The following is a 21550-nucleotide window of genomic DNA, read 5'->3' as shown; positions in this document are numbered from 1 at the left end:
CTTTTATATATTCTCTTTTCAGACAAAGAACTTTATGATTTTTTTGAAGCATATTTCTTTTGACGTCTTTTCTTATCTTCAGAGCTTGTAACGTAATTTGTCAGCACAATTAAACCATTTCCTTCCATGCTCCTGCTGTTCCCTAAAGATTCGGTTCTTTTCACGACTTGTGAATAGATTTGCGGCTCCGTTAACTCCCTGTTAAAATCATCTTCGCATTGATTAATAATAAGGGCGGCTGCCCCTGCCACGTGAGGAGTAGCCATTGATGTACCTGACAGTCTCGCAAATTTATTATCCGGATAAGTGGAAAGAATATTAACCCCTGGGGCTACCAGGTCAATTTCATCGTTGAAATTAGTAAATTCAGCTAAATTTCGATCAAAATCAACGGCCCCTACCTGCACTACTTCTTTGTAATATCCAGGATAAGCAATTTCTTCTGTACTTTCATCCTGGTCTCCTTCATTGCCAGCTGCGCAGACAACCAGGATGTTGTTTTCAACTGCCCTTTTGATCGCATCATGCATTTCATGAATATCGTTCGGCCCGCCTAGTGACATAGAAATGACACGGACCCTTTCTCCATTATCTCCTCGCCAGTCTATTGCATAATGAATAGAATCTATTATGCCTTGATATGATCCATACCCTTCTCCAGAAAGAGCTTTTAAAATAAGAAGATTCACTTGAGGTGCAACACCGACGACTCCTGAATCATCTAAAGTAGCACCAATAGTACCAGCTACATGAGTCCCATGGCCTTGGTTATCTGAAAAATTTTCAGGATCACTATTGTAATCATCAGTAAAATTTCTTCCGCCAATAATTCGATCTTTTAAATCGGGATGGTCCGGCTGGCAGCCTGTGTCTATAACCGCAATAACGTTTCCTTCTCCTTTATAACCTTCCTTCCAAAGTTTAGGGGCTCGTATCATTTCAACGCCTTTAGGAATTTTTTCTTCAGATGCATTCAACACTTCTTCGACACGATAAGGAATTAACCGTACTTGTTTTTTCACAACAATTCCTCCTTACCTGAATATTTACTTTAATTCTACCTCTATTTTCCACCGACCGCACTCCGTCTTTATTCTTGTTTCTGTAAGTATCAACCCATTATAAAAATCGTCTTGTCATCATGTAAAGGAAGTCTCCCAAAAAGTTTAGAGTGGATTATATAATATGAATCAATTTCATAAGTACTATTTTGATTATCAAAAACGAACATTATATCGATTGATTGTAGCGGAAGGCGGCGACTCCTGCGGGATAAGCTTGAACTGAAGACACCGCAGGCAGCTTGCTGCCGAGGAGGCTGAAGCCAAGCCCGCGGCAAAGAAAACACTACGATAACGAACAAAGTGAGTTGGAGTAGATGTCGCGCTTGTGCCCAGAGAGTGAAAGCGTCCGCCTGTAGCGAAAATCGAACGATAACGAGGACATTTTATATAATGATCGTTTATAATGATATAGAAATGAATGAAGAAATTCATTCAATATGTAACAATTTTGCAGAATTAGAAAGATGATAATTTCAAAAAAAAAAGATTTGTTTAGGATAGATGGTCATCTAGCATCTGAAATACGTGAGACTCCAAGATGAAAGCAAGTATATTAACTGACTTATGAGCAGCAAAAAAACACATGACCATTTTTATAACTGGCCATGTGTTTTTGCATATAAAGGCATACAACAGAGCTTTTCTATTCTCCTAAAAATGCAAAATACGCTATAAAAACAAAGAACAATACATACATTACAGGATGAATTTCACGACTTTTGCCTTTAAGAAGCATCGTTATCGGATAGAAAATAAAACCGAGTGCAATACCTGTTGCAATGCTGTATGTCAAAGGCATAGCGACTACTGTTAAAAAGGCAGGCAGAGCGATCTCAAGCTTATTCCATTCAATCAGTCTTAAAGACGAAGCCATTAACACCCCTACAATTATAAGTGCCGGAGCTGTCACTTCTTCTGTAACGACAATTAAAAGCGGTGAAAAAAACATAGCAAGAAGAAACAATGCAGCTGTTACAATAGATGCAAAACCTGTTCTCCCGCCCGCTGCAACACCTGAGGAAGATTCAATATAAGCCGTCGTTGTAGAAGTACCGAGAATTGCACCAATAGAAGTGGCTGACGAATCGGCCAGCAATGCTCTTCCAGCACGCGGCAGTTTATTGTCTTTCACAAAACCAGCTTGATTTGCCACCGCATACAGTGTACCTGCGGTATCAAAGAAGTCAACAAACAGAAAAGTTAATACGACAATTAACATTTGTACAAGTAACTGACTTGTCCATTCCATTTCTCCAAGAATTGAAAAAGCAGATCCAAACGTTGGAGCTAAACTTGGGACTGATCCTATAATACCTTCTGGCAACCCAATTAAACCAGTTATCATACCTGCAGCAGCAGTAATGACCATTCCGTAAAAAATACCGCCCTTGATGCCCAGTACCATTAATATTGCCGTAACAACTAGTCCAAAACAAGCGAGGATGGTAGCAGGACTGGTCATATTACCAAGGGTTACCGCTGTTTCTTCATCCGGTACAACTACTCCCGCGTTTTGCAGCCCTATAAAAGCAATAAATAAACCTATACCAGCAGCTGCAGCATATTTTAACTGTGCGGGTATAGCATTAATAATCTTTTCTCGGATACCAAATAACGTAATTAAAATAAATATAATACCTGAAAGTAATACACCAAATAAGGCTAGCTGCCATTCAATGCCAATTCCTAGAACGACTGTATAAGCAAAAAATGCATTCAGCCCCATCCCTGGTGCTAGTGCAATAGGATATCTAGCAATAAGTCCCATAATAATCGTACCAATTGCAGCGGAAAGAGCAGTTGCTGTAAAAACCGCCCCTTGATCCATTCCCGCATCAGATAAAATAAGGGGGTTTACAAACAAAATATAAGCCATAGACAAAAATGTCGTTAATCCAGCAACGCTTTCCTGACGGAAATTGGTCTTCCATTTTTCAAACTCAAAATAGCGATTCACAATAAGCTCCTCCATTTCATATTGGTCTCTGTAATACAATCTGCGAATAATAATTCACATCAAAAAAACTCCAGGCAGCACGAACTACCCGGAGCTTCTTTAATACAAAAAATCAACCCTTGGAATATAATGAACGGATTTTCTCGTTTTCATACATTTCAAGCCGCAGATTTTTCGTAGTCAAGCTATTTACGGTAGCCTGTAGAGACTCACGAGCCCTATCCTCGCGATTATACGAAAAAGCTTATATTACTTATTACCTATCCATAGTTTAGCAACTGATTTTTCATAAGTCAACCAATAACCGAACGTTGATAGATTATTTAGCGATTTCATTCGGCTTATAGAATATTTTACTCCCATTCAATCGTCGAAGGCGGCTTAGAAGTAATATCATACACAACCCGGTTAACGTGCTGAACTTCATTTACAATTCGTGTAGAGATTTTTTCCAATACATCATAAGGGATGCGCGCCCAATCTGATGTCATTCCGTCGATAGAAGTAACCGCTCGGATTCCGACTGTATAGTCATAGGTTCTGGCATCACCCATGACTCCAACACTTCTCATATCAGGCAAAGCCGTGAAATATTGCCAAATTTCTCGGTCCAACCCGGCATTTTTGATTTCTTCACGCAAAATTGCATCTGATTCTCTAACAATCTCAAGCTTTTCTTCTGTGATTTCACCAAGTACTCTAATACCTAATCCTGGACCTGGAAAAGGCTGACGCCATACAATTTCATCTGGTACACCAAGCTCTGTTCCCAGTTTCCGAACTTCGTCTTTAAATAAACTGTTCAACGGCTCAATCAAATCAAAATTCATATCTTCAGGCAAACCGCCAACGTTATGATGGGATTTAATGGTTTGTGCTGTATCTGTGCCGCTTTCGATAATATCTGTGTACAAAGTCCCTTGTGCTAAAAAGTCCATATCAGTCAACTTGCCGGCTTCTTCTTCAAATAAATAAATGAATTCATTCCCAATGATTTTCCGTTTTTGTTCAGGATCTGATACCCCTTCAAGTTTATTTAAAAATCGGTCCTGTGCATCAATTTTCACCAAATTCATGTTGAAGTCTTCACCGAATGTTTTCATTACACTATCCGCTTCATTCTTACGAAGCAAGCCGTGATCAATGAACATGCAGGTAAGCTGGTCTCCAATTGCTTTATGTATCAAAGCAGCTACTACTGATGAATCAACGCCGCCGCTTAATGCACACAAAACATTTTTATCTGCTACTTGTTCGCGAATAATATCTACCTGTTCATCGACAAAGTTACTCATCGTCCAATTGCCAGCACAGCGGCAAATTTCGAATGCAAAGTTTTTTAATAGGTCATCTCCAAATTGAGTGTGACGAACTTCTGGATGAAATTGAACACCGTACATTTTTCTATTTTTATCACTCATGCCAGCGACCGGGCATGACGGATTGACAGCATCAATTTCAAATCCTTCAGGAGGAGCAACAATAAGATCGCCGTGACTCATCCAAACGGATTGCTCTTCCGGAAGATCATGGTATAAAGCAGAATCATTTTCAACTTTAATGACTGCTTTCCCATATTCCCTATGATTAGCAGCCTCTACTTTACCGCCAAAGTGGTGGGTTAAAAGCTGCATTCCATAACAAATACCTAGAATCGGAACTCCTAAATTAAAAATTTCCGGGTCACAGGAAGGAGCTCCCTCTGTATAAGCGCTGTTAGGCCCACCAGAAAAAATAACACCTGCAGGATTTAACTCTTTTATTTTTTCAGCACTGATAGAATTTGGGTGGAGTTCACTGTAGACCCCCAAGTCTCTGATTCTGCGTGTAATTAATTGATTATACTGGCCTCCAAAATCGAGGACAACAATCATTTCATTGTCTTGTTCCATGTCTATTCCACCTCAATTAAAGTCATATTATATTTAAAAGTGTAAACAACATATTTAAATTGAAACCTATAATATAGAAAAAGTGGTATTTCCCTATTCTTCTGATAAGCGATAATTGTTATAAAAACGCCGCTGGTTGCCTTATAAACGAAACCGTTAAACAACAGTCCTGTACATTAAATACTGCTGTATTCAATATGTTTTTATATAAAATAACCCGGGCCTGCCTTTGTTTCTTAGGGAAACGAAGGCAGGTCCGGGAACAAAGATTGATACCTTTATAGATATCATCCAATACAAGAACTGCCTTCGTCATCCAGTCATTTACGGTGACCAGGTAGAGACTCCCAGGCCCATCCCCCTAGGATATACGAAGAGATATATGCGACTAAAACATGCCTATCATTCTAGCAGTAGCACTTAGGGCGGTCAAGCTTTTATTCGATTCACCATGTTTTCCCAAGCGGACAAAGAAGAAGATGTCTTCACTGCCTGAGATTGCATTCCATAATGAATTTTTTCATATTCATATGTGAGGTAAGACATGTCATTTGTTTCAAATAATTTATCAATTCGACATGCATATTCCCGCAGCGTTTCACTATCTTCTTTTTTAAATCCTGCATAGCCAAGCAGCCATAAAAGAGAGTGAAAAGCATTGGTGAATGCAGAGGTATCCCTTGCATTTTTAAATCGATAAAGAAGAATCCTTTTCATTAAATAAAAACGGAAGATAAACACCATGCTTACTACGAAAACACCGCCCGCCAAAAAAGGCCAAACCGGCATGCTTGAGCCAGCAGACGACACATCTTCTTCCTCTTCTTCATTATTTTCTTCTGTTTCTTCCTCCTCTTCTTGCTCTTCCTCTTCTTCTTTTTCTTCCTCTTGGTCATTGTCAGCTTCTGTATTTTCTCTAGTATAATCAAATTCAAAAGTAAAGCCGCGTGTTGGCTCAAAAGGCACCCAGCCTACATCTGGAAAGTACACTTCTACCCAAGAATGGGCATTGGCGTTTGTCACTTCATAAAGTGTTTCTTCATTACCACTGTTTAACTCTTCTCCTTCTGTAAATCCTTTCACCCATCTTGTTGGAATATCAAGGGTGCGCAGCATGACAGCCATGCTGGTAGAGAAATTATCGCAGTAACCCCTTTGGGTTTTAAATAAAAATTGTTCTACGTAATCCTGACCTTCTTCGGGTACAGCAATATTAGACGTATCATACACAAATTCAGGTCCGTGAAGATAATCTTCTACAGCCCGAACCTTATCATAGCGGTTATCTTCATCCTCTGTTAATTGTTCCGCTAACTCATGAATAGAAGAAGGCAGGTCCTCCGGTAACGATAGGTAGTATTCTGTAATTTCTTCTGGATCTTCACTTGAACCATTTTGCATTTTGTCTATAGGAAATTCAGGATCTTCATAAGTTAAAATATAAGCATCCGTTTCATAAGACTCTTCATTGACTAGGATATTGGCTTTACCAGAATATCTGTCCACCTGAGTTTGAACATTATTCTCACCCGGAATATCTAAAGAATGAAAAGCTCCTGGATAAAAAGCAAAGTCAAATGCCCTGTTATCTGCCATTTCTACTTCAACTGTTTGAGCTTCTGTTTGGACCGTGTCTTCAAAAAACGTACTCCGATCGGCAGAATCTTCAGGGGTATCGGAATTCCAGCCATGCCCCGTATATTCGTTTTTGGATTCACCTCTCCAATACCCGCTTCTTTCACCTTTTGCTGTAAAAATAACAGATTCATCCATTTCAAAACCGCCGCCAAGACGTTCGTCATTGTCACCGTATCCAATCCTCCGTGCGTTATTGTTTCCTAATTCGTTTTCTCCATCTAAAACTGTCTTAGATTCAAGAAATGGAACAGGATCCGGCCATTGCGGGTCAGCTTTAGGAGCAGCCATCCCCACCCCAGCTGCAATGACTAAAACAACCATGGAAAGAAAAAACCAGCGCAGCCATAAAGACCTTCGCTTCGCACCGGGAAAAAATGCAGCCAGTCTGTCCCATTGAAGCAGCGCCATCAACACAAAGCCAATGATAAATATTCGTATTACTGCACGGCTCCCATCGTATGGGAGAAACGTATCCATTACTCCTATATAAATCACCGTGAAAACGAAAAAGAATAGAATACGCCGTGCATGTACGACCCAAAAATAAATTAAATAACTCATGATTGCTAATAAAACCAGAAATAATAGACTGCGAAACAAATCACTCAAACCATGCCACTGCCCGCCAAACATAAAACCGACATTATGACCAATATCGGTAATAAGCGTGTTCCACCATCCTCTTCCTAAAAAAGCGGAATCAAAAAATATCGTATGAAGACCGAACAATATCCCTGCAAATATAAGCAGTAATGTTCCCCACCAAGGAAACCCTAAAAACATAATTAGAAAAAAGAAAGCAGCGACAGCCATAAATACAGGAACAAATGCCGTTTTTGTTACTTCTGGCAAAGGAATCAGCCACTCCATTAATAACAAATAGCCAAGCATATATAGAAGAAACAGACGCGGTGTTCGCTTTGAGCTTTCCAATATGGTTTCCCCCTTTTTAAGAAGTGACTTCAAACGAAGATTCCTTTAACTGAATAGCAAAAGCATTGACCTTTTGCCTTTGCAAATGATAAAGACGTTCTTTCTCCAAGCTGTTATTTGTTTCATTCGGAATATAAAAAACGACAAGCTTTTTGCCAGGACTAGCTATTCGCTGGAGCACATCTAATGTCTGAAGTGTTAACCCTGGAGAAATCCAGACAATAGAACGGCCTGAAAACCGCTTAGCAGCACTGGTAGTATTGGGAGAAATTTTTTCTTTTTTCACTTTAGCCAATTCCTTATAAATCTGCTGAAAATGGCTTTGTTTTGTTTCTTCTTCGATCAGTATTTCGCTCCGAGCCGAAAGTGTAAAACCAACAGGTATCTCTTGCTTATAGCAGTAATCAATAAAAGAAACTGCAAATTCTACGGCTCTTTCAAAAGGTTCTGTCCAATGATCTGTCTTGTCATTTTCAAGTACCATTAGAAATCCTTTTCCCTCTTGTGACTCGAATTCTTTTGTAACTAATTTTGCGGCTCTTGCCGACATTTTCCAATCAATACTTGTCATTTTATCGCCCGGTATATACTCCCTTACCCCAGCAACTGAAAATGCCTCCTCTATTGACTTTGAGGAAACAGAAAGAGTGCTATACTGTTCATCTCGTTGAGCAGTATTCCATCTTCGTAACGGCAGAAGTCTCGGAAAAACTGTTAACGTGACAGGTAAAACTACTGTTCGTTCTTTTTGAAAAAAGCCAAATAAATCCCCTGCCTGCAGATAAATAGGAGAAAAATGGTATTCACCCCGTCTGTTTGCCCGAACCTCATACGTATAACTTAGTTTTTTTGCTGCTGCAAAGAAAAAGACCGTACCTGAGGTTTGGCCTTGCCCTCTTAAACCATATGGAACCTCATCATAAACACTCAAAAAAAGGAGAGGAAACGGTATTTTCTTTTTTAACACCAGGTCCACTTTCACTGTTTCATTATAAGAAAGCAGCCTTCTATCTATCCGCCGTTCCACCTCTATAAAGCGAAGCGGATATAGAATAAAAACAGCGTTAAATAAAACAATCACTATAACACTATAAAACAAAAACCAGCTCACATATCCTCCCTGAAACATCGCATAAGCATACAAAGCCCCTGCCATTACGAATATGGACAGAAGCTTTATGGCTTTTATAACCGCCCCCCATAACTTCATGTTTTAACGCACCGCTTCCTTTTTAGATAAGGGAACTCGTAAAGTGTTAAGAACTTCACCGATGACGTCTTCACCTGATTTTTCCACCATTTGCAGATCGGGTCTCAAAATAAGGCGGTGCGAGAGAACAAAAGGTGATAAATACTTCACGTCATCTGGAATAACGTATTCTCTTCCTTGAAGAAAAGCGTATGCCTGAGCTGTTTTCATTAATGCAATCGACCCACGTGGACTGACACCTAAATGAATATCCCTGTGTGTTCTCGTTTCGTTAATGATAGCTATAATATAATGTTTGATTGAAGCATCTACATACACTTGTGTAACTTCCTTATGCATAGCAAGGACTTCTTCAAGCGAAAGCACTTCTGTTAAATCCTCAATTGGATGTTTTTCAGCTACACGATTTAGTACTTCTAATTCTTCCTCATAACTTGGATAGCCCATTTTTAATTTTAATAGAAAACGATCAAGCTGGGCTTCTGGAAGCGGATATGTCCCTCCGTATTCAATAGGATTTTGTGTGGCCATTACAAAAAATGGATCCTGGAGAGGACGAGTTGTTCCGTCAATCGTCACACTTTTTTCTTCCAATGCTTCCAATAAAGCAGCTTGTGTCTTTGGAGAAGTACGATTGATTTCATCTGCAAGTACGACGTTTCCCATGATTGGACCTTCACGAAATTCAAAGGCAAGTGTCTTCTGATTATAAATAGAGACACCAGTTACGTCAGAAGGAAGTAAATCAGGTGTAAACTGTATTCTATTAAACTCTGCTCCAATGGAACGAGCAATCGCTCGAACCATCATTGTTTTCCCAACCCCTGGTACATCTTCAAGTAAAACATGGCCCTTGGCTAATAAAGCAGTTAAACTTAGTTCTATTTCTTCGCGTTTTCCCACTACAACGCGTTCTATATTTTCAATAACAGTTTGCAAGGCAGAACGATTTTCATTCACTGTAGAATTCCTCCAATAATCAGCTGCATCGTTTCACTACCTTTCATATTATCATATCTAGCCGTTTTTTTGGGATGGAAGAGGACAACCAATCATTTACATCAACAGAAACCTCTTACTATTGTGAGAGAAAAAAGATAATACAGTTGTTACAATAAAAGCCATTACTTGTCTCAAAATACACGAATGGACAAGTAATGGCCTTATTGATTAAACGACAAATTTCCTTCTTTCATAAAGTACTAAACTTTCATCCGTCTCGATCTTCATATGAAGATGCTTTCAAAAATATATAACTATCGATTATTTATGATATATCTTTGGGACTTTAATTTGCTTTTCTAGCAGTTGATCGAAGTGCTTGTTCATCATACGAACGGAAATATTGTTCTAACTGCTCCAACGTACGTCCTTTCGTTTCTGGCAAAAATTTCATCACAAAAGCAATTGCCAAAACGTTAAGCCTTACAAAAATAAAGAACGTTGTAGTAAAACCAAGACTGCTGAGCGCCACTGGACATACCAAACTATAAGAAAATTAACAGTCCGAAGACAAAATACACTTACATTCATCCCCATTCCCCGCAACTGCAATGGGAATATTTAAGCATCAGCCATGTCACTGGTGCAATGGCTTCCTGCATAAAAGCAAGAAAAGTAACGGTCAATGCCATCACAACAAAAGGAAGTGCAGTAGTCACACCTACTTGACCAGTCAACAACATTGGACGGCGGCCTACCTTTCCAAGAAGCCAGATACCAACGAAAGTAACTAATACCGAAATGATACCATTGGAAACATTTGCAATTAGTCCGGCATTCGTTTCGAAGCCAGAATCTATTAAAATTTTTGTACCATAATACATAATTGAGTTAACACCTGTAATTTGCTGGACGACAGCGATTCCAATTCCTAGAAAAACGATGCGGCGTATCCAAGGAACAGTTAAGTCTTTAAAGCTTGCTTTTTTAATTTTGGACTCTTCGGCAATGTTGGTTTCGATTTCATCAAGTTCTGTCTTAGCCTATTTTTCTTCACGTACTTTTTTTAAAATGTTGAAAGCGTCTCCAAATTCACCTTTAGATGCATACCAGCGTGGTCTTTCCATTGTGTTCCCAATAACGGCATTAAGCGTAAAGACTAATAACTGTCCGGTAACAATCATTAATTCGTTTTGAGTAACCATACGCCCTCTTCGTTCTGCAGGAGCTATTTCCGCTAAAAAAGTCGGTACCGTAACTGATGCGCCCCCCTACTGCTAACCCCAACATGAAACGAAAAATAACCATAATGATAGCATTTGGTGCTAAAGTACACCCGAGTGTGGCAACAAAAAAGATAATAGCAAGATGAATGATAGCCTTGCGTCTTCCGTTACGATCAGACAACATTAAATCACCAATCGATTTATATTCTGAAGACTTTTCATAAAAATAGTTTTGTTTCTACCGTTATTGCTGGACTTTAATGAACAAAAAACCATTTCAACTGTATAAATGGTAACAATTAATAATCTGTAAATTCAGTTGTTTTTAAATTTGTATAGAGTGAACGGAAACGCCCAGGAGGATCACGCATAATAGAGGCGAACACACGAGTAAAATAATGAACGGATGAGAAACCGCTTTCAAAGGCGATGTCACTAATAGATAAATCGGTTGTTTTAAGCAGTGATGCGGCTTTTTGTATTCTTTCATTTTGAACAAATTCTGAGTAACTAACACCTAGCTCAGATACAAATATACGAGATAAATGCCGGCTGGATACATGGAAATGACTCGCTACATCCGTTAGTTTTAAAGAACCTGAAAGATTATCGCGAATATGGAGTTTTACTTGTTTAAGGAGTGGAGAAGAAGATGGGGCAATAAGGCTCTTTTGTTTCCCCTTTTGAGAAAGGGGCACAAAGGTTTCTAACAACGAAATAATAAGATTCCCAGCCAGGTTTGTCAGTGTTTCTTCAAAAAAAGGATGTTCTGCCTTTGTCGCTTGGATGAACAAGGATTTCCACAACATAGCAGCAATATATTCCTCATTTATCTGTACGATTACTTTCGGACATTGCTTGGCATCTTCTATAATATTTATCCATTCTTGACTCGATTCAGATTCTATTAATTCAAATGCAACGTGTATGAGAAACAATCCTTTTTCACTTTTTAATTGATGCGAAACATTTGGCCTAGATATAAACATCGTATTTCCTTGCAGCGGATAAGTATGGTTGCCGTCTAAATAAACCCCTTCTCCCTCTAAAACGTAACACACTTCAAAAAAAGAATGTTTATGTCGAAGCGTATTATAATGTTCAGGCATCGCCCCCCAATAGTGAATCTTGAAGGCGGCTCCGTTTTGATCTATGCGATTAACCATTTGGTTCAAAATGATTTTCCCTGATACGAAATTTATTAATGTCAAAAAACCCCTCCTTGTTTATACGATTACAACTAGCGTTTGTTAAGAGATTACTCATTTGTTTTTCATTAAAACACTGCCAAGCCAGCTTCCGAAAGTAACTTTTTTCACGTTTTCAAATCTTTTACAAATATTTCTTTGCGAAAAAACATTAAGCACTCCAAAAAAGGCAGTTCGGCGCTAAAATAAATGAACTTCTACTAAGAACGTACACGTCAACGCATAGGACGTGCAATATCGGCTAATGCCAGCAACCGCTCTAAGAAACTTCTGCTAACTTCTTAAACGTTGTGATCACAATGCAAAAGTCAGCACGTCCTGTGCAAGTTAAACGTAGAAGCCACACATCGTGAAGCATTACGTCCTGTTACAACGCTAAACTTCTTAGAACATTTTATTCAATGCAATACGAACTTTATAATTAAGAAATAGTACTACGCTTTACCATTCGTTCCAAATTCATGTATTTTCTCTTTCACGGATTTCTCTACGGCTTCAATTGCTGGAAGCAAGATAAGTCGTGGTTCATAAACTTTTTCGTCTTCTGAAAGCTTTTTTCGGACAGCTTTCGTCCATGCTTGAATACTTTCCGTATTTACGTTAATTTTTGCATGCCCCAAAGAGATCGCTCTTTGAATTTGGTGTGTTGGGATACCAGTTCCTCCGTGTAATACAAGGGGGACTTGCGTTTGGCGAGAGATTTCCTCCATCTGTTCAAAACCAAGATTCGGATCTCCCTGATATGGTCCGTGAACCGATCCAAGAGCTGCGGCGAGCGCATCAATTTCTGCTTCTTGTACTAACCTAATACATTCGTGTACATCCGCATATTGCACTCCGCCAACAAGACCATCCTCTTGCCCTCCGACAGTTCCAACTTCTGCTTCTACTGACACGCCGTACGGCTTAGCATAAGCAGCCACTTCCTGCGTCATTTTGATATTTTCATCAATAGGATGATGGGATCCATCAATCATGACAGAACTAAACCCAGCATCAATTGCCTGTTTACAGCGTGCCACACTTTGACCATGATCAAGATGAAGAGCAATAGGTACTTTAATCTCCATGTCTTCATAAAGAGTTTGAACCATCCCTGCGATATTTTTAAATCCCCCGAGAAAATCTACCATACGGTCAGAGGCAGCGATTATCATAGGTGATTTTTCCTCTTCTGCCACGCGCAGAAAAGCTGGAATAAACTCTAAATTATTAATGTTGTACTGTCCTATTGCATACCCTTCTCGCTTTGCTTCTTGTAACATTTTTTTCATCGAGACTAACATCGTTATTACCACTCCTCATTATTATTTATCTGTATTTTATCATCTTTTTGATATCTTTTGATTATTTTTTGATAAATAAATGTATAAAATTTTGTTTTATGATATAATAGTGATGAGTAATCCATATATATATCCTGTTCCATATTTAATAATTTTTAGATAATCTATTGATAATATAAAAAGACGAGCAGAAATTAGTTAGTTAGGAAGGGTCTTAATTGATCAAAACGCAGCGTATTGAAGAAATACGAAGATATGTTGAAAGAAACCAGGTTGTCTCGTTTGATCATCTGTCGGAAACATTTAATGTTTCTGTGAATACTATTCGCCGGGATATCCAAAAGCTCGTTAATGATGGGCAGTTAAAAAAAGTGCACGGAGGCGTATCCATTCACGACTCTCAACTGGCACAGTATGAAGAAAGACAAATTGTAAACGAAACGGCTAAACACCGCATTGCTAAAGCTGGCTCAGAAATGGTGGAAGATGATGATATTATTTTCGTAGACAGCGGCACCACTACCGTATACATGGCAGAATACTTACGAGGAAAGAAGGTAACAGTTCTAACCAATAATCTTGACTTTATTGTGCACGCCAAACAAGAGCCGAATATTACCATTATTACAACCGGCGGTCTGTTTGATTCTGCCACAAATTCATTTATCAGCTTACAAAATACCAATGTTCTCACTTCATACAACATAAATAAAGCATTTATGGCTACTACTGGCATCTCCATGGATAACGGGGTAACGCATGCGTCTCCGTTGGAAAATGAGATAAAAAAAGAAGTCGTCAAAAAAAGCGCTGAAGTCAATGTCTTAGCAGATAGAACCAAATTTGATAAACATGCGTTGATCACCTATACTTCTCTTGAATCAGTGGATTGTATTGTAACAGACAGTAATCTGTCTGATGCATTTTTAAATTATTTAGAAAAAAACAATGTCCTTTTACGTATCGCAGAAAAGGCATAACTTTTTAGGAGGATGAAACCATATGCCATTATTAAGATTTGATGTAATAGAAGGCCGCAGTGACAAAGAACTGAAAAAGATGCTAGATGCTGCTCATCATGCAATGGTTGAAGCATTTGATGTACCCGAGTCTGATCGTTATCAAATAGTGCATCAGCACAAACCAAATGAAATGATAATTGAAGACACCGGGCTTGGTCTAACGCGAACAAACAATGTTATTGTAATCAGCGTTGTCAGTAAGACAAGAACGAAAGAAAAGAAAGAGAATCTTTACCGTTTAATTGTCGAGAGTTTAGAAAAAGAATGTGGAATTTCACCAGAAGACGTTATGGTAAATATTACAGAAAACAGCGATGCAGATTGGAGCTTCGGAAACGGTGAAGCCCAATTTTTAACAGGGAAACTATAGCGATTGTTATTTGAAGGTGGCTTCAATTAAGAGAGGAGTCAAATATAATATATGAGACTAAAAAATAAAGCCGCTCTTATAACCGGCGGAAGCAGCGGAATCGGTGGTGCTATCGCCACCGCTTTTACTAAAGAAGGTGCTTCCGTTATGATCACAGCAAGAACAGAAGCATCTCTAAAAGAAAAAACAAAAGAACTAAACGAGCTAGGCGCCTCAACAGATTACATTGCTGGAGACGTTTCAAAAGAAAAAGAGGCCGAGCAAATCGTCCAAACGACAAAAGATCGTTTTGGCAGTGTAGATATTCTGGTGAACGCAGCCGGAATGACTATGGTCTCTCCATCTGAATCGTTAAGTTTGGACAGCTGGAATAGATGCATTGATGTTAACTCAACCGGCACATTTCTTATGTCCAGGCTAGTCGGTAAACAAATGATAAAACAAATCACCGGCGGTAAAATAATTAACATCACTTCGATTGCGGCGCACGCCGGCATACCGCAACGTGCAGCCTATGCTGCTAGTAAAGGTGCCGTTCGCCAATTAACAGAAACGCTGGCATTAGAATGGGGCAAGTACAATATACAAGTGAACGCTATTAGCCCCGGATACGTCCGCACACCGATTTTCGATAACTTAGTGGAAAAAGGGGTTCATGATCCGGCACAACTAGAAGATCGTATCCCTCTCGGACGACTAGCTAATGCAGAAGATATGGCTGGTCCTGCTACGTTTCTTGCCTCAGAGGATTCTGATTACGTGACAGGTGTCATTCTGAAGGTAGATGGGGGCTGGCTTGTTAATGGTCATCTTTCAACTCAATAATAGTTCTTAAAAGAAGACTGTGTTACCATTTAACGCAGTCTTCTTTTGTTTCTCAGAAAAATTGCGCTATAATAAAAGAACCACTTGACAAAACGCCAAGTGGCAAGTGTAATAAACGTACATTTTTAGAATGCGTTTTCTTTATACAATTGCGTGAAGCCTATTTAAAACTTCTAACGAAGTATCTTTTGCAGTCTTAATCACTTCATCTGGATCCAGTTTGTAATATTCCGGACGGAATAACTCAACAGATACCGCACCATCAAATCCTTTTTCTTTAACAGTTGAAATAATTCCTTCCAGATCAATTGCCCCTTGACCCGGCCAAACACGATCTTCATCAGTCAAAAAGCCGATTGGAAAATCTTCTGTATCATCAATATGAAGAATAAAGATTTTATCCGCATTTGCCTTTTTTAAATCTTCCATATCAGAGCCCATTGCGTGAAAATGGAAGCAGTCAAGAACAAGTCCTACGTTACTTCGGTTCACGGTTTCAACAATATCGTACGCTTGCCCGAATGTGTTAATCGTACATTGCGGGTGACCGACAAACTCCAGCGCCACCTTAATATCATAAGCTTCAGCAAGGGCAGAAAGTTCCGTTAACACCTCGACCGCACTTTGCTTAATATCTTCTTTTAAAATTTTTTCTTCTGTAACGAGCGGTACTGCAACAATATATTCCGCACCAATTTTCTTCGCTTTCTCCAATGTGTCTTTAAACTCTTGAATATTTGCTTGGTGATCTTCTTTTGTGCGATTATTAAAGAAAACAAGAGCATTCATTGCGAGTGGCTTAATATGGTTATTTTGAAAAAATGTTGCCAAATCATCAATAGAATGGCTCTCTAAATACTCTGGAAGCTTATCCATTGTGCGAATTTCAATATAATCGTAACCATGCTTTTCACATAGCTCTAAGTCTTTTTCCAGGTTGGAGTTTTCAAGAGTTGTCGCCTGGTTATAGCAAAGTTTCATACGATTTCCTCCGATTTCTTTTGTTGATAAAATTCCGGACGGTCTGGAAGTTCAATTGGTTCCACTTTCTCAGATTTCTGTGCCTTTACGCCGGCATCTCCTGTAACTGCTGCAATGTATCCATCCCAAGATGATGGTCCTTGTGGTTCCCCTTTGTGCCTAACCGAGTCGATAAAGTCTTGAAACTCGTTATTAAAGGCATCGTTAAATCGATTTTGCCAGTCTTGAAGGATACCTGATCCAAGTACACCGTCCTTTCGATATTCCAGTGTCGGTACTTCTGGAAGCTTCACGATTCCTTCTTCTCCAATCACTTCACATTGGATATCATAACCAAACTGACAATTTACAAAAATTTCTGCATGAATGATTATTCCGCTTTTTGTTTCTAATGTCACAATTTGAGGATCTCTTAAATGCTCTAATGCTTTGCTTGTTTTCTTTGGATACGTCACTTGAATAGATTTATAATCATCTCCTACGAGCCAGTGAAGCGTATCGATTTCATGAATGAGAGTATCTAAAATGGCCATATCAAGCGTGTACCGCTCTCCTACTTCCGGATTACGATGGGCACAGCGGACCATAAGTGGTTCTCCGATAAAATTGTTTTCAATCGCCTGCTTCATTTGCCGGTAACCGTTATCATAACGACGCATAAAACCGACTTGTACGAGACGTTTTCCGTGCTTTTGCTCTGCTTCCACAATACGCATACAACCTTCTGCTGTTGTTGCCAACGGTTTTTCTACGAATACAAATTTTCCTGCTTCAATTGCTTTAAGCACGGTACTTTCATGAGCAGGTCCCCAACTTGTCACAAGGACGGCCTGGACATTGTCATCCTGCAGGAGGGCAGAATCATCTTCATAAACGTTTGCATTTAAATCTAAATCGCCGATTGTCTTTTCAGCTAATTCTTGGTTCACATCTGTTACCGCAACAATATCTGCACCCGTAAGCGTTTTCGTAATACGTTTAATATGTTCGCGGCCAATCGCTCCAGTTCCTACTACTCCAAATCCTAGTGTCATCAAAATCCCTCGCTTTCATTTGAGTGAAGCAGAGAAGCTAAACATTCCCTTAAGCAACTCTGCAATTATTTATTCAAAAGATTGTTGTCTAAATACTCCCTTGCAATCAATGCATATTCAAGCGGATGAGCTATTGCTGGGTCTTGCTCTGCTTCGATGACAACCCAGCCCTTGTAATCATGTTTTAATAATTCATCGTACACTTCTGTAAAATCCAAGTCTCCATCGCCAGGTACAGTAAACATCCCCTCTAAAAATGAATCGAGGAAACACTTTCCGTCTTTTTCACATTCCTTCATGATGTGGTTACGTACATCTTTGAAATGAACATGGGCAACGCGGTCCATATGCTTTCGAAGAAGCGGCATATATTCTTCATCAGATACGTAAATATGGCCTGTATCGTACAACAGGTGAACTTTTGCGGGGTCGGTTCTCTCCATGAGCCGATCAACTTCCTCGAGCGTTTGGACGCCTGTTCCCATATGGTGATGAAATACAAGTTTTAATCCATGCTCATTAGCGATTTCCCCCAGCGTATTAAGTCCGCTCGTCAGTTTGTCCCATTCTTGATCAGTGAATTCGGGCTTTTCTTCAAAAACATTTTTCTTCAGTTTTTGTATGCTGTATGACTGTTCTGATACAACTGCTACAGCCGCACCCACTTTTTGTAGGTAAGCACAGTGTTCTTGAAACGCTTTTGCGGCCTTTTCTACCCCATCTTGCACGATAAAACTCGAGAACCATTTGCCTGCAATTTTTAAATTACGAAGGCGCAGTTCTTTGTTTAATACGTCAGGCTCCGGAAAGAATCCACCAACTTCTGTCCCGTCAAATCCGGAAATGCAAATATCTCCTAATAAATGCGACAATGTGTTATCTTTTCCGATTTCAGGTATATCGTCATTTCTCCAGCCAATTGGTGCGATTCCCCATTGGATATCTTGATGACTCATTAAGCTCCTCCTTTCTTAATATTTTTTCGCTGTTTCAAGCATTTTTTCTTTAAATGCAAAAGCATCCCGGATACTTTCATTTTCCGCTACTTCTGCTACTCCAAGGTTCCACCAGCTTCCTTCGTAACCGTCTGTCATGGTCTTTGGAAGTACTTTCATTTCAATCAACGTGGAACAATCTTGCTTTTTTGCATCGGCAATCGCTGCTTTTAATTCTTCTTCCGTGTTGGCCCGGTAAACCTTTGCCCCGTATCCTTCTGCTACCCTGGCATAGTCAATGTTAAGCACTTTATTTTCTGCTGTACGGAATTCACATTCGTAACTTCCGCTTCCATGGTCCATTTGCAGGTTATTAATGCATCCATATCCCGAGTTATCAAAGAGAAGAATGTTAATTTTCTCCTTATATTGAAGGGCTGTCACAAGTTCTGAATGAAGCATCAAAAAGCTTCCATCCCCTACTGCAGCGTATACTTCTTTGTCCGGTTCAGCGAGTTTTACTCCTAACGTTCCGGAGATTTCGTATCCCATACACGAATATCCATACTCTAAATGATACGTATTCGGTGTGTTCGTCTCCCACAATCGCTGCAAATCTCCAGGCAGCGACCCGGCAGCACAAACTACTACTGCATCTTCATCCACTGCTTCATTTGCTGTCAAAAGCGCATTGGTTTGTGGAAATTCTGTTTCTAAAGTATCTGCATATTCGTTCATCGTTTCTTGTGAAAAATGATTTTTGATTTCCGGATCAAAATCATTTCTATCGAATGCAACCGAACGCAGACGATCGCGTTCCTTCTTCCATTCTTCCTTTTTCTCTACAATAGAAGATCCGTGCTCGCTTTGGTACCCTTCAAGCTTTGGAGTAAGCTTCTCTAAGGTAGTACGGGCATCAGCAACCACTTGAAAGGCATCGAGCTTATATGCCTGCATACGGCTGACATTTAAATTGAGAAATTCAGCTTTTTCAAAGTTAAACACCGTTTTCGATGATGTGGCAAAATCGGTATAACGTGTGCCGATCCCTATGACCAAATCTGCTTCTTGCGCCGCTTTATTGGCAGCTTGTGTCCCTGTGATGCCGAGCCCGCCAAGATTATTAATAAACGAATGCTCAACAGCTGATTTTCCTGCTTGTGTTTCGGCAAGCGGGATATTGTATTGCAGAGAAAAGTTCATAAGAGCTTCACGTGCTTCGGAATATTTTACGCCGCCACCGACAACGATAAGCGGTTTCTTGCTTTTTTTAATTTTTTCTGCTGCTCCATTAAGCTCCCGCTCGCTGGGAATTTTACGATCAATATAATGGACGCGCTTTTGGAAAAATTCTTCCTCAAAGTCAAACGCTTCTCCTTCCACGTCCTGGGAAATACAGACTGTCGCAGGACCCGCTTTAGCTGGGTCTGTCATCACTTCAAATGCACGGATCAAACTCGTCATTAATTGTTCCGGACGCTGAACACGGTCCCAATAGCGGGATACTGGCTTTAGCGCATCGTTTGTGGTGATCGCCATGCTGTGCTCTTGTTCTACTTGCTGCAGCACTGGATCTGGCTGACGGGTTGCATACGTATCAGCTGGAAGAAGCAATAATGGAATATTGTTTGCGAGTGCCGTTGCTGCTGCTGTCGTAAGGTTTGCGGACCCTGGACCACTGGAGGTGGTTAGCGCATAAATTTTCTTGCGAAGCTTTTGTTTACTGTAGGCAATCGCTGCATGGGCCATTCCCTGTTCGTTTTTTCCCTGGATTACTTTTAAATGACCGGAATCTTGTTCTAGCGCTTGTCCTATTCCAAGCACGTTTCCGTGACCGAAAATATTAAAGATTCCTTCCACAAACGGGAACTCCTCCCCATCAATATGAACGTACTGCTGGTTTAAAAATTTAATCATCGCCTGTGCTGTGGTTAATCGAATCGTTCCCATGGCTCATCCCCCCTTAATAGGTATTGTCATCCTGTATCAACTTTTCAATTTCTGCTACTGTCGGCATCGCTTCCGAAGAACTATGCTTACTCACTACGATAGATGCAGAAGCACCGCCGTATTTCAATGCTGTTTCAATATCTTTTCCCGTGACAAGAGCATAAAGGAAAGCAGATGCATAAGAGTCTCCTGCTCCAAACGTCTTTAATACTTCCGTTTTGTAAGCCCTGCCTCTAAATGTTTCTCCAGAACGTGTGTAAGCATATGATCCGTCGACTCCGTGCTTTATAACCACTAATTCTGGCTCATGCTGGAATAAATAATCAACGGTTGCTTGATTATCCCCTTCATTGGAAAGGTTCTCCATTACGTCATATTCATCACGAGTTCCAACCACGATATCTGCTTTTTCAGCTACTAAAGAATAATAAACGGCTGTTTCTTCTAAAGACTTCCATGTATACGGGCGATAGTCCAATTCAAACACAACTTTAATGTTGTTCTTTTTTGCTAGATTAATTGCCTTTAAAGTTGCTTCTCTAGACGGGCTTTGTGCAAGTGCCGTTCCAGAGATTAATAGAATCTTCGCACGTGTAATGTAGTATTCGTGGACTTCGGTCGGCTCTAAATAAAGGTCCGCTACGTTTTCACGATACATGAGGATGCTGCACTCTTCCGGGCTTAAAATTTCAGTAAACGCCAACCCTGTTTTACGGCCTTCTCTATCAACGACCAGATTGGACGTGTCGATTCCTTTTTCGCTCAAATACTGCTCAATGAAACGACCATGCTGATCGTCAGGAATTTTCCCGATAAATCCTGCTTTTAACCCTAACTTAGAGCTCCCTATAGCAATGTTAGCAGGAGATCCACCCACATATTTTTGGAAGGTTATCGTTTCTTCCATCGGGCGGTTATATTCCACTGCGTTAAGGTCGATACATGCTCTGCCAAAACCAATTACATCGAATTCTTTATCTGTTTGAAATGAAATATTCATTTTGAATGAGGTCTCTCCTTTCTTGTTTTGAATCCTTTTAGTAAGAACGAGCGAAGCAGCATCTCCGCCCGCATGTG

General features: G+C 39.9%; 16 protein-coding genes, 1 pseudogene and 2 riboswitches. Of the genes and pseudogenes, 3 read left to right on the top strand and 14 right to left on the bottom strand.

From position 1 onward, the window contains the following. Window positions 1-32: 32 nt before the first annotated feature. The 9 genes and pseudogenes from CEF16_RS19720 to fba all read right to left on the bottom strand — a co-directional run bounded on the left by CEF16_RS19720 (window position 33) and on the right by fba (window position 13356). Window positions 33-1022 carry a S8 family peptidase gene (locus CEF16_RS19720; protein WP_245917931.1) on the bottom strand — a complete coding sequence of 330 codons (990 nt, stop codon included), beginning with the start codon at window positions 1020-1022 and terminating at the stop codon, window positions 33-35. Between the two features lie 685 nt (window positions 1023-1707). Then, complete coding sequence (locus CEF16_RS19715; RefSeq protein WP_170032183.1) at window positions 1708-3021, bottom strand: NCS2 family permease; 1314 nt, start codon at window positions 3019-3021, stop codon at window positions 1708-1710. Window positions 3022-3178: 157 nt separating this feature from the next. Continuing rightward, window positions 3179-3279, bottom strand: a riboswitch (purine riboswitch). Window positions 3280-3374: 95 nt separating this feature from the next. Then, entirely contained in the window at window positions 3375-4913 is a 1539-nt protein-coding gene (gene guaA, locus CEF16_RS19710) for a glutamine-hydrolyzing GMP synthase (protein WP_091585583.1), read from the bottom strand. Between the two features lie 292 nt (window positions 4914-5205). Next, window positions 5206-5307: riboswitch (purine riboswitch) on the bottom strand. Window positions 5308-5342: 35 nt separating this feature from the next. Beyond that, window positions 5343-7484 (bottom strand): transglutaminase TgpA family protein, encoded by a 2142-nt coding sequence (locus CEF16_RS19705; protein ID WP_091585581.1) that lies wholly within the window; start codon window positions 7482-7484, stop codon window positions 5343-5345. Window positions 7485-7500: 16 nt separating this feature from the next. Continuing rightward, the gene (locus CEF16_RS19700; protein ID WP_091585579.1) at window positions 7501-8694 is read right to left on the bottom strand and encodes a DUF58 domain-containing protein; all 1194 of its coding nucleotides are present in this window, start codon (window positions 8692-8694) and stop codon (window positions 7501-7503) included. A 3-nt stretch (window positions 8695-8697) separates the two neighbouring features. Next, the gene (locus CEF16_RS19695; RefSeq protein ID WP_091585577.1) at window positions 8698-9654 is read right to left on the bottom strand and encodes an AAA family ATPase; all 957 of its coding nucleotides are present in this window, start codon (window positions 9652-9654) and stop codon (window positions 8698-8700) included. 328 nt (window positions 9655-9982) lie between these two features. After that, window positions 9983-11043, bottom strand: a pseudogene (locus CEF16_RS19690) (MFS transporter); the annotation flags it as partial. 118 nt (window positions 11044-11161) lie between these two features. After that, the gene (locus tag CEF16_RS19685; RefSeq protein ID WP_091585575.1) at window positions 11162-12073 is read right to left on the bottom strand and encodes an AraC family transcriptional regulator; all 912 of its coding nucleotides are present in this window, start codon (window positions 12071-12073) and stop codon (window positions 11162-11164) included. Between the two features lie 431 nt (window positions 12074-12504). Beyond that, complete coding sequence (fba, locus tag CEF16_RS19680; protein WP_091585573.1) at window positions 12505-13356, bottom strand: class II fructose-1,6-bisphosphate aldolase; 852 nt, start codon at window positions 13354-13356, stop codon at window positions 12505-12507. Window positions 13357-13574: 218 nt separating this feature from the next. Between fba and CEF16_RS19675 the strand changes: the two genes are divergently transcribed. Genes CEF16_RS19675 through CEF16_RS19665 form a run of 3 tightly spaced genes read left to right on the top strand, consistent with a single transcriptional unit; the run spans window position 13575 to window position 15573 of the window. Then, window positions 13575-14336 (top strand): DeoR/GlpR family DNA-binding transcription regulator, encoded by a 762-nt coding sequence (locus CEF16_RS19675; RefSeq protein ID WP_091585571.1) that lies wholly within the window; start codon window positions 13575-13577, stop codon window positions 14334-14336. Between the two features lie 22 nt (window positions 14337-14358). Beyond that, on the top strand, window positions 14359-14748 hold the full coding sequence (locus CEF16_RS19670; RefSeq protein WP_091585569.1) for a tautomerase family protein: 390 nt from the start codon (window positions 14359-14361) through the stop codon (window positions 14746-14748). Between the two features lie 51 nt (window positions 14749-14799). Beyond that, the gene (locus CEF16_RS19665; RefSeq protein ID WP_091585567.1) at window positions 14800-15573 is read left to right on the top strand and encodes an SDR family NAD(P)-dependent oxidoreductase; all 774 of its coding nucleotides are present in this window, start codon (window positions 14800-14802) and stop codon (window positions 15571-15573) included. Between the two features lie 141 nt (window positions 15574-15714). On the opposite strand, the gene iolI is transcribed toward CEF16_RS19665, so the two are convergent. The 5 genes from iolI to iolC form a co-directional block, all read right to left on the bottom strand. Then, on the bottom strand, window positions 15715-16554 hold the full coding sequence (gene iolI, locus CEF16_RS19660; RefSeq protein ID WP_091585565.1) for a 2-keto-myo-inositol isomerase: 840 nt from the start codon (window positions 16552-16554) through the stop codon (window positions 15715-15717). Then, a complete protein-coding gene (gene iolG, locus CEF16_RS19655; RefSeq protein ID WP_091585563.1) occupies window positions 16551-17588 on the bottom strand; it encodes a bifunctional inositol 2-dehydrogenase/D-chiro-inositol 1-dehydrogenase in 1038 nt (345 codons plus the stop codon). Before iolG ends, iolI begins: the two co-directional genes overlap by 4 nt. A gap of 65 nt (window positions 17589-17653) precedes the next feature. After that, window positions 17654-18544, bottom strand: a complete 891-nt coding sequence (gene iolE / locus CEF16_RS19650) for a myo-inosose-2 dehydratase (RefSeq protein ID WP_091585561.1) — start codon at window positions 18542-18544, stop codon at window positions 17654-17656. A 15-nt stretch (window positions 18545-18559) separates the two neighbouring features. Then, window positions 18560-20473: a 3D-(3,5/4)-trihydroxycyclohexane-1,2-dione acylhydrolase (decyclizing) gene (gene iolD, locus CEF16_RS19645; RefSeq protein WP_091585559.1), complete on the bottom strand. Its 1914-nt coding sequence runs from the start codon at window positions 20471-20473 to the stop codon at window positions 18560-18562. A gap of 13 nt (window positions 20474-20486) precedes the next feature. Then, window positions 20487-21473: a 5-dehydro-2-deoxygluconokinase gene (gene iolC / locus CEF16_RS19640; RefSeq protein WP_091585557.1), complete on the bottom strand. Its 987-nt coding sequence runs from the start codon at window positions 21471-21473 to the stop codon at window positions 20487-20489. Window positions 21474-21550 lie beyond the last annotated feature (77 nt).

Origin of the sequence: Alteribacillus bidgolensis (genome assembly GCF_002886255.1) — a bacterium.
Lineage (GTDB): Bacteria > Bacillota > Bacilli > Bacillales > Marinococcaceae > Alteribacillus > Alteribacillus bidgolensis.
This window is presented reverse-complemented; position numbering and strand designations above follow the sequence as displayed.

Bases quoted from the DNA above. Each gene is read 5' to 3' on its own strand.
- guaA (WP_091585583.1), bottom strand. From the start codon at position 4,913: ATGGAACAAGACAATGAAATGATTGTTGTCCTCGATTTTGGAGGCCAG.
- CEF16_RS19700 (WP_091585579.1), bottom strand. From the start codon at position 8,694: ATGAAGTTATGGGGGGCGGTTATAAAAGCCATAAAGCTTCTGTCCATA.
- fba (WP_091585573.1), bottom strand. From the start codon at position 13,356: ATGTTAGTCTCGATGAAAAAAATGTTACAAGAAGCAAAGCGAGAAGGG.
- CEF16_RS19670 (WP_091585569.1), top strand. From the start codon at position 14,359: ATGCCATTATTAAGATTTGATGTAATAGAAGGCCGCAGTGACAAAGAA.
- CEF16_RS19665 (WP_091585567.1), top strand. From the start codon at position 14,800: ATGAGACTAAAAAATAAAGCCGCTCTTATAACCGGCGGAAGCAGCGGA.
- iolI (WP_091585565.1), bottom strand. From the start codon at position 16,554: ATGAAACTTTGCTATAACCAGGCGACAACTCTTGAAAACTCCAACCTG.
- iolG (WP_091585563.1), bottom strand. From the start codon at position 17,588: ATGACACTAGGATTTGGAGTAGTAGGAACTGGAGCGATTGGCCGCGAA.
- iolE (WP_091585561.1), bottom strand. From the start codon at position 18,544: ATGAGTCATCAAGATATCCAATGGGGAATCGCACCAATTGGCTGGAGA.
- iolD (WP_091585559.1), bottom strand. From the start codon at position 20,473: ATGGGAACGATTCGATTAACCACAGCACAGGCGATGATTAAATTTTTA.
- iolC (WP_091585557.1), bottom strand. From the start codon at position 21,473: ATGAATATTTCATTTCAAACAGATAAAGAATTCGATGTAATTGGTTTT.